Origin of the sequence: Domibacillus robiginosus, from assembly GCF_000966195.1 — a bacterium.
GTDB classification, from domain to species: Bacteria; Bacillota; Bacilli; order Bacillales; family Domibacillaceae; genus Domibacillus; species Domibacillus robiginosus.
Window position 1 is genome coordinate 20,693 of record NZ_LAHL01000081.1, and the last position, 7,793, is coordinate 28,485.

General features: G+C 38.0%; 6 protein-coding genes. 2 read left to right on the top strand and 4 right to left on the bottom strand.

Annotated elements, in window-relative coordinates; genetic code table 11:
* Positions 1–10: 10 nt before the first annotated feature.
* Both VP97_RS22545 and VP97_RS22550 read left to right on the top strand, forming a co-directional pair.
* Positions 11–1,441: a LutB/LldF family L-lactate oxidation iron-sulfur protein gene (locus VP97_RS22545; protein ID WP_050184423.1), complete on the top strand. Its 1,431-nt coding sequence runs from the start codon at positions 11–13 to the stop codon at positions 1,439–1,441.
* Positions 1,438–2,148, top strand: coding sequence for a LutC/YkgG family protein (locus VP97_RS22550; RefSeq protein WP_050184424.1), 711 nt, complete (start codon positions 1,438–1,440; stop codon positions 2,146–2,148). Before VP97_RS22545 ends, VP97_RS22550 begins: the two co-directional genes overlap by 4 nt.
* A 343-nt stretch (positions 2,149–2,491) precedes the next feature.
* Here the strand turns inward: VP97_RS22550 and VP97_RS22555 are convergent, their stop codons facing one another.
* The 4 genes from VP97_RS22555 to VP97_RS22570 all read right to left on the bottom strand — a co-directional run bounded on the left by VP97_RS22555 (position 2,492) and on the right by VP97_RS22570 (position 7,699).
* Positions 2,492–3,412 carry an alpha/beta hydrolase gene (locus tag VP97_RS22555; protein ID WP_050184426.1) on the bottom strand — a complete coding sequence of 307 codons (921 nt, stop codon included), beginning with the start codon at positions 3,410–3,412 and terminating at the stop codon, positions 2,492–2,494.
* Between the two features lie 432 nt (positions 3,413–3,844).
* Positions 3,845–5,305 carry an aldehyde dehydrogenase family protein gene (locus VP97_RS22560; protein WP_050184428.1) on the bottom strand — a complete coding sequence of 487 codons (1,461 nt, stop codon included), beginning with the start codon at positions 5,303–5,305 and terminating at the stop codon, positions 3,845–3,847.
* A 191-nt stretch (positions 5,306–5,496) separates the two neighbouring features.
* Entirely contained in the window at positions 5,497–6,285 is a 789-nt protein-coding gene (locus VP97_RS22565; RefSeq protein WP_050184431.1) for a helix-turn-helix domain-containing protein, read from the bottom strand.
* Positions 6,286–7,282: 997 nt separating this feature from the next.
* Positions 7,283–7,699, bottom strand: a complete 417-nt coding sequence (locus tag VP97_RS22570; RefSeq protein ID WP_050184434.1) for an ester cyclase — start codon at positions 7,697–7,699, stop codon at positions 7,283–7,285.
* Positions 7,700–7,793: the final 94 nt, after the last annotated feature.

Genomic DNA, 7,793 nt, shown 5'->3' on the forward strand with positions numbered 1-7,793 from the left:
AGGAAACAGCATGGCAATGAAAATTGGAGAAGGCAAGTTTAAAGAAAACGTTAATAATAATATGGAAGATACCTTTATGCGCGGTGCGGTAGCTGGCGCACAAGAACGGCTTCGTACACGCCGGCTTGACGCGGCAGAAGAGCTTGGAAACTGGGAAGAGTGGCGTTCACACGGAGAGGAAATCCGTAAGCATGTATTAAACAATCTGGATTACTATCTTCATGAGCTGGCCGAGAACCTTCAAAAACGCGGCGGGCATGTGTTTTTTGCCGAAACAGCAGAGGAAGCGACTGGATATATCCGTGAAGTCGTAAACGCGAATGGCGGAAAAAAAATTCTGAAAGCTAAATCGATGGTCACAGAAGAAATCGGCTTGAATGGTGTGCTCGAAAACGAAGGATGCGAGGTCATTGAAACCGATCTTGGTGAATATATTTTGCAGCTGGATGAACATGACCCGCCATCCCATATCGTTACACCGGCGCTTCATAAAAACAAAGAACAAATTCGAAATGTATTTGCCCAGAAGCTGGATTACAAGCTCACCTCGAAGCCGGAAGAACTGGCGCTACATGCTCGTGAAACACTGCGTCAGGAGTTTTTAACAGCAGATATCGGTATTACCGGCTGTAATTTTGCGATTGCTGAGTCCGGATCGATAGGCCTTGTAACAAATGAAGGAAACGCCGGCCTTGTGTCGGATTTGCCAAAAACACAAATTGCAGTAATGGGAATGGAGCGGATTGTGCCGACATTTGAAGAGTTTGAAGTACTTGTCGGCCTTTTGACACGCAGTGCAGTCGGACAGAAACTGACGAGCTACATTACCGCCCTGTCAGGTCCCCGGGAAGAAGGAGATGCGGACGGACCGGAAGAATTTCACCTTGTAATCGTGGATAACGGGCGTTCTAAAATTTTAGGCACGGAATTTCAGTCCGTTCTGCAGTGTATCCGCTGTGCGGCCTGTATTAACGTCTGTCCGGTATATCGCCATATTGGCGGCCACTCCTACAATTCGATTTATCCGGGGCCAATTGGAGCCGTTCTCACACCGCTTCTTGGCGGCTATGATGACTTTAAAGATCTTCCTTATGCTTCGACGCTTTGTGCGGCTTGCACAGACGCCTGCCCGGTGAAAATTCCGCTGCATGAACTGCTGCACAAGCATCGGCAGGTAATTGTAGAAAAGGAAGGACGCGCGCCTATTTCTGAAAAGCTTGCGATGAAAGCGTTTGGTTTTGGTGCCGCTTCAGATCCTATGTATGCAGCAGGCTCGAAAATGGCCGCGGCGATGATGAAGCCATTTACGAAAAATGACCGCATTTCAAGCGGGCCGGGACCATTAAAAGCATGGACAGAAATCCGGGAATTTCCGGCGCCAAATAAGGAGCGGTTCCGTGACTGGTTTAAACAGCACGAAAAAGGAGGCGGCGAACAGTGATCCATCAGCGTGAATCTTTTTTAAACAACGTGGCCAGGCAGCTTGGCCGCAGCCGTAATACAAGTATGAAGCCGGAGCGAAACTGGCAGTTTCGTCCGCAGGATAAAACACTGACCGATAAAACGCCGGACGAATTAATGAATGTGCTGCGTGACCAGTGCCAGCTCATTCATACCGAATTGATTGAAACGACCAGTAGCAAGCTGTCGGAAATACTGGAGGCAACTGTTCATTTATATGGCGGCGGACCGGTATCTCTTTGGAAGGACCCGCGCTTTGCGGAGTTTGGCCTGGATGGGCTGCTGAAAGAAACATGGCCATCGCGTAATGTGGAGGTAAACGAATGGGATGCTGCCCGCGGCCGGGAAAATATCGCCCAGGCAGAGCGGGCGAACATTGGTATTACTTTCAGTGATATCACCCTCGCTGAATCGGGTACGGTCGTCCTGTTTTCCGGTGCTGGAAAAGGGCGCACGGTCAGCCTGCTTCCGCGTAACTACATTGCCCTCGTGCCGAAAAGCACCATTGTACCACGTATGACGCAGGCAGCACAGGAGATTTCCCGCCGCGTACAGGCGGGTGAAACGATTTCGTCATGCATCAATTTTATTACCGGTCCAAGTAACTCTGCTGATATTGAAATGAACCTCGTGGTCGGTGTACACGGGCCTGTTAAAGCCGTGTATATTGTGATTGGAGATCGGTGATTACTTACTAGGTTCTTAAGAGTTCCTTTACTCTTGCTTGTACTACTAGCTAGATAATATTATGTTGCGCTGTATATTCTTGATTTGAATAAATAATTTTTTAGTTACTTCACTTTGATTCTGTTTTCTAACTGCCCGAACAGAAACATTTTAAATAGCAATCATTTGAAAAGCACATCTTTTTAAAGCTTATTTTTTATAAATTCAACAAAGACTTTATTGAAGAACTGTAACAAAAAACTCCCCAATAAACTGGGGAGTTTTTTACAAATCCTCGTCACTTTTTAATAATCTTATTCACCTGCAGAATTACATAAGATTATTAACGGAACTAAATGACTAGTCATAAAGTAAAGTTTTGTTTTTCTAGCCATTTTAAAGCCATTGGTAGCCAAGCTTGTGCAGCTTCATTAATATATGTAGAGTCACCTGCAGACACTTCATCAGCTAAAGATAAGCCATGTACACCATTCTCAAATATATGCATTTCAAATGGAACTTGCTTCTTTCTTAAGGCTAATCCCATTGCTAAAGAGTTTTCCGAATCAACCAATTCGTCATTATCGGTATGCCAAATAAAAGTTGGCGGCGTATTTTCAGAGACAAAATGAATAGGACTTGCTTGCTTCATCTTTTCTTTCGAAGGATACTTTTCACCAAAATGAGCCAATCTGGAAAACTCGAATAATTTTCCTGTAAACTCGTCCCCCCTTGAATTTTCTTCCGTCAGTGAGTAATCGATCAATGGATAACCTAAAATAAGAGCTGCAGGTTTAAACTTGGAACTCTCTACTGAAAATTTATCTTTTAAAGTAGATCTGTGCCAATGTACACCCATACTTGCTGTAAGATGCGCTCCTGCTGAAAATCCACAAATCGCAATTTTATCCATATCTACATGCCATTCGTCAGCATGTTGGCCAATGATTAAAAACGTTTTTGCTAAGTCATAAAGTGGTTGTGGCATTTGTGTATTTTTGTTTATTTCAGGTAATGAACCTTCCTCTAACAAAAGATCAAAATCCTCAAAGTTTTTTAATAAACATGAATACCTTAATACAAATACATGAAACCCTTTCGCAGCAAATCTAAGCGCTACTGGTTCAGCTTCTCTATCTGACGTGGCCAAATAGGCACCCCCAGGGCAAATAATCACCGCAGGGCGCTTCTTATTTGGATGTAGTTCATCGGAATTGTCGAGGATATATGTTGATAAAAATGCTGTTTCATTGTTTTCCCAAAGATTAATTTTTTTTGTTAACATTATACCTCATCCTCTTGTTTAGAGTTTCTACTTTCTGTTTTAATCGAAGGTTTTCTTTCTGAATCTTAGCTAACTATTTTGGTGTCAGTACCTCTTCTCGGAACCAATAGGGTGAAGTCTTTCACCCCTTTATAAGTCGTTACGTCGGATACGCCATATTCTTTAATTGGGCTGCCGGAATGATATAAGTCCACAATCGTTTTCTTAAAGTCATCGTTCTATTTTTTGCCTACAGGTTTACGTTCCATTTTGGACGCATCCTATCAAAATAATTGTAAGGACTTACTTAAACTGTCTCTATGAAACTGTACTAACTCCAATTCTAATGAATAAAGGCAGCTTTATGTAAGCTACCTTTATCACATTATAGATTTGCAACTAAAAAGTCGGAAGTTCTTGAACTTATAATGTAAAATATTTAATTAAGAAATATTAAATAGGATATTCACGGTAACCATTTTGCACGCTAATCCATTTTACGGTTGTAAACTTTTCAATCGCCCATTCACCATTAAAACGACCAATACCAGAATCCTTTTCGCCTCCAAATGAGACATGTGCTTCATCGTTTACAGATTGATCATTGACGTGAATCATACCCGTTTTGATTTTTTTTGCAACCTCTACCCCATGATGAAGGTTTTCTGTAAATACAGAGCCGCTTAAACCATAAGGTGAATCGTTTGCAATTTGAATAGCTTCCTCTTCGTCTGCTGCTTTAATTATAGGTGCAACCGGGCCAAAAATTTCGTTTTTAGCAACCGGCATGCCGTTTGAGACATTAGTTAAAATTACTGGCTGCATTAAGCAACGATCAACGGTCCCCTCAAGTTGAATCTGCGCACCTTGTGCAACACTGTCCTGGATGTCTTGTTGAAGTCTTTCCACTTGTTCCTCGTTGATAAGTGGACCAATAAATGTCGTTAGGTCAGCAGGATCTCCTGTTTTAAGCTCTTTCACAATTTCAGTAAATTCTTCAACAAATTCATCGTGAATAGCTTGGTCAACAATGATGCGATTTAACGCCATACAAATCTGACCTTGGTGTAAAAACTTACCAAAGGCAGCGGCTTTTGCGGCTTGTTTGATATTTGCGTCTTTTAAGACAACCATCACGTTGTTGCCACCTAGTTCCAGAGCAACATCTTTTAAATTTTTTCCTGCAATTTCTCCAATACGACGGCCTACTTCAGTAGATCCAGTAAATGAAATCATGCTGGGAATAGGATGTGCCACAAATGCATCCCCGATTTCAGAACCACGTCCAACAATAACGTTTACTAAACCTTCTGGGAATCCCGCTTCTTTAAATATTTCACCGAACAATAACCCTGAGGTAACTGGTGTATCAGATGCCGGCTTAATTACAACACTATTTCCGGTAGCGATTGCAGGTGCTACTGACCTCATTGTTAAAAGAAATGGAAAATTCCAAGGACCAATTACACCAATTACACCTTTTGCTGTTCGATAAATACGATGTTCTTTATTCGGTACATATGAAGGTAAAATTTGTCCCGTAATACGTGTCAAAAAGCTTGAGGATTCTTTTACCATAGTAACAGATGATTCAAATTCAATTGTTGCTTTTAAAAGTGAACTTCCAGATTCTTGCACAATCCATTGAATAATATTTTCTCTTTTTTCTTCCAGTACTTTCACTAATCGCTCAAAACGCTGCTTCTTCTCAGCTAAAGACATTGCCTCCCAAACTGGCTGGACTTGTTGTGCGGCTTCATATGCCTCATTTAAATCATCTTTATTTGCAGCTTGAATGGTTAGCATCTCTTCGCCTGAATATGGGTTATAATTTTGGATTACTTTTGAACTTCCGCCTTCTTTCCATTGTCCATTTATAAATTGTTTTGTGAAATTTTGTAGTAGTAGATTCATATAGCATTTCCCCGCTTCCATATTATTTATGAAAATCAAATAACCAGTTTTAAAGCTATTTCAGCTGGTTTTCTTTAAATTCTGCTTTGACCAACGCTGGAAAGTTGTGATCTCTTCTCCACAAAAATGATAATCAATTCCATGTTTAATTCAGTGTAAAATTAAAATTAGTTGACTTACATTTTAGGTTTTTAACTTAAATTATTTCTATATTTTATTGGTGTAACAATATGAAATTTTTTAAATTCTTTTATAAAGTGTGCTTGGTCATAATATCCTGCCTCATCGATGATGTCCCAAATCTTACAGTTCTTGTTTTTACTAATTAAGTGCAAGGCATATTGAAATCGAACAACCTGGCAAAAAAATTTGGGAGACATACCAACAAGCTCATTAAATTTCTTTCGTAAATGACGATTCGAATATCCCACGTCTTCTACTATTTTATCTATACTGATATTCCCTTTGGTGCTATATATTTTCTTAATGGCGTATTCGATAAACGGATGAATCATTTCATTTTTTTCATTATTCAAAAAAAATGAAGTGAAAATATCTACTCTTTTTTGAAATGTTTTAGCTTCGCAGATTTTTTCTATAAGAAATGTGTATTTTGGGTCGATTTCTTCTAAAGAAATCCTTTTATTTATTATCTCGCTTAATGGAAGGTCTATTATTTTAATAGCTTGATCCGGTAAAATTCTCACACCAAAATATTCATATTCATTATAGAAATTGATATTTTCATTTTTGAGAACACTTCCATCAATACATGCAAAAGGTTTATTAGGGTTACAATAGAACAATATTTCTACACAGCCATCGGGCAATATAGAAACAACATCATCAAGAAGAACATTAATATTCATTTGGTAGAATAGGATAAAATTTTGATTAAGCGAATCTACAAGTACTTTTTGCTGTGTACATCGATTTGTGTCACCTTCAATTCCTGGTTGAAAAGGAGCGTATATTAGCATAAAAGATAACCCCCATAATTACATAGATTGATTTAACGTATTTTTTTATAATATCATTAATATAGTACGTTAAGAAATCGCTTACAATATTGCTTGTTTGATCTTATTTATAGGGATTATCATAATTTACTAAATGCGCTATGGTTGATGAAGGTTCTTTTATTAAAAATAAAATCTTTAGACCAATAACTCACAAAAGTTGAAAATAATAGTTTAGAGCCGTATTCCTGTCTTCTTCGGATACTGTTAAATCCATCGATCTATAGTGTTGTCGGCATCGCTTATCCATTAATAAAACCTTTGTCCAATCATACTATTACAACTGATTTAATTGGAAAGCTTGAATGTCTTCTTCACTATAAATTATCTATTTTAGCAGATTTATGATTTATTCAGTTCGTTGACCATAGCCCCCTCCCTTGTATTTTCTTGATATTTTATCAATAAATGTAGTACAGTTATTGTATAAAACGGAACTAAAGATATGTTAATAACTCAAATCCATGCTTGGCTGTTTCTCTACTTTTTACTTTAGAAAATTTGTTTTTTCTAATTTTCAAATAAAATATCTCGAAGAATCTTATAAAAACTCACCCTCTATTAAACAATTTCTTAATGGAAAAAGACTGAAAAATCTTCTCTAGGAAGTATCTCTCAGTCTTTTTGTACATCCATTGCTTATATTTATTATTTAGTAATCCATTGTTTACTACATTCAGACTAGGGGCTTCTAGCTTTTTTGAAGAGAAAATAGAAGGTTTATTAGGCGTTACACAAGCAACCTTTTTGAATTCATGAATTAAAGGCGATTAATTATGACATTTATTATCTATAATGATATCCCACACTATACATTTGTTTCTTGCTGTAGGTATAAATACAAAATGCTAAAATTATCATTCACCATCATATCGATAAACCGAGAAACAATAAAAACGAATCTTAACAGGTCTTAGAATTATCTAAACTAACAAGTTTAAAATTCTGAGAAATCTTTTTAATAAGTTAGGTTAACACCAATTTGTCTTAGAATATCATACTTATCATAATGAGCTCTTTTCTCAATAATCTTGCCATCAGCAATTCGCAGAAGCATCATAAGAGACATTCTAATGGTCTTTCCAGTTGCAGGGACACCGAACAAGTCATCTGTATGCGTGCCTTCAAATTCTAGATAAATTGCTACCTCGTCTCCTTCAGCCATAATAGCTTTAAGAGGCATTTTGAAGTCAGGAGATGCATCAAAGTTTTTCTTTTCTGCTTCTATAAAACCTTTTACACCAGATAAAGGAGTATCAATTTGTGGATAAAACACAAAATCTTGATGGCATAACTCTGCAACTGCATCATAATTTTGTTGTTGAAGCAATTCATAAAAACGACGAACTAGCTTTTTATTGTTTTCAACTGACATGATTATCTTCTCCCCTTTAACATGCTTGCTAAAATATTTGGCCGTTTTCATCTTAAAATGTGTAAGACTCGCCGTCATCAGGCACTAACACATT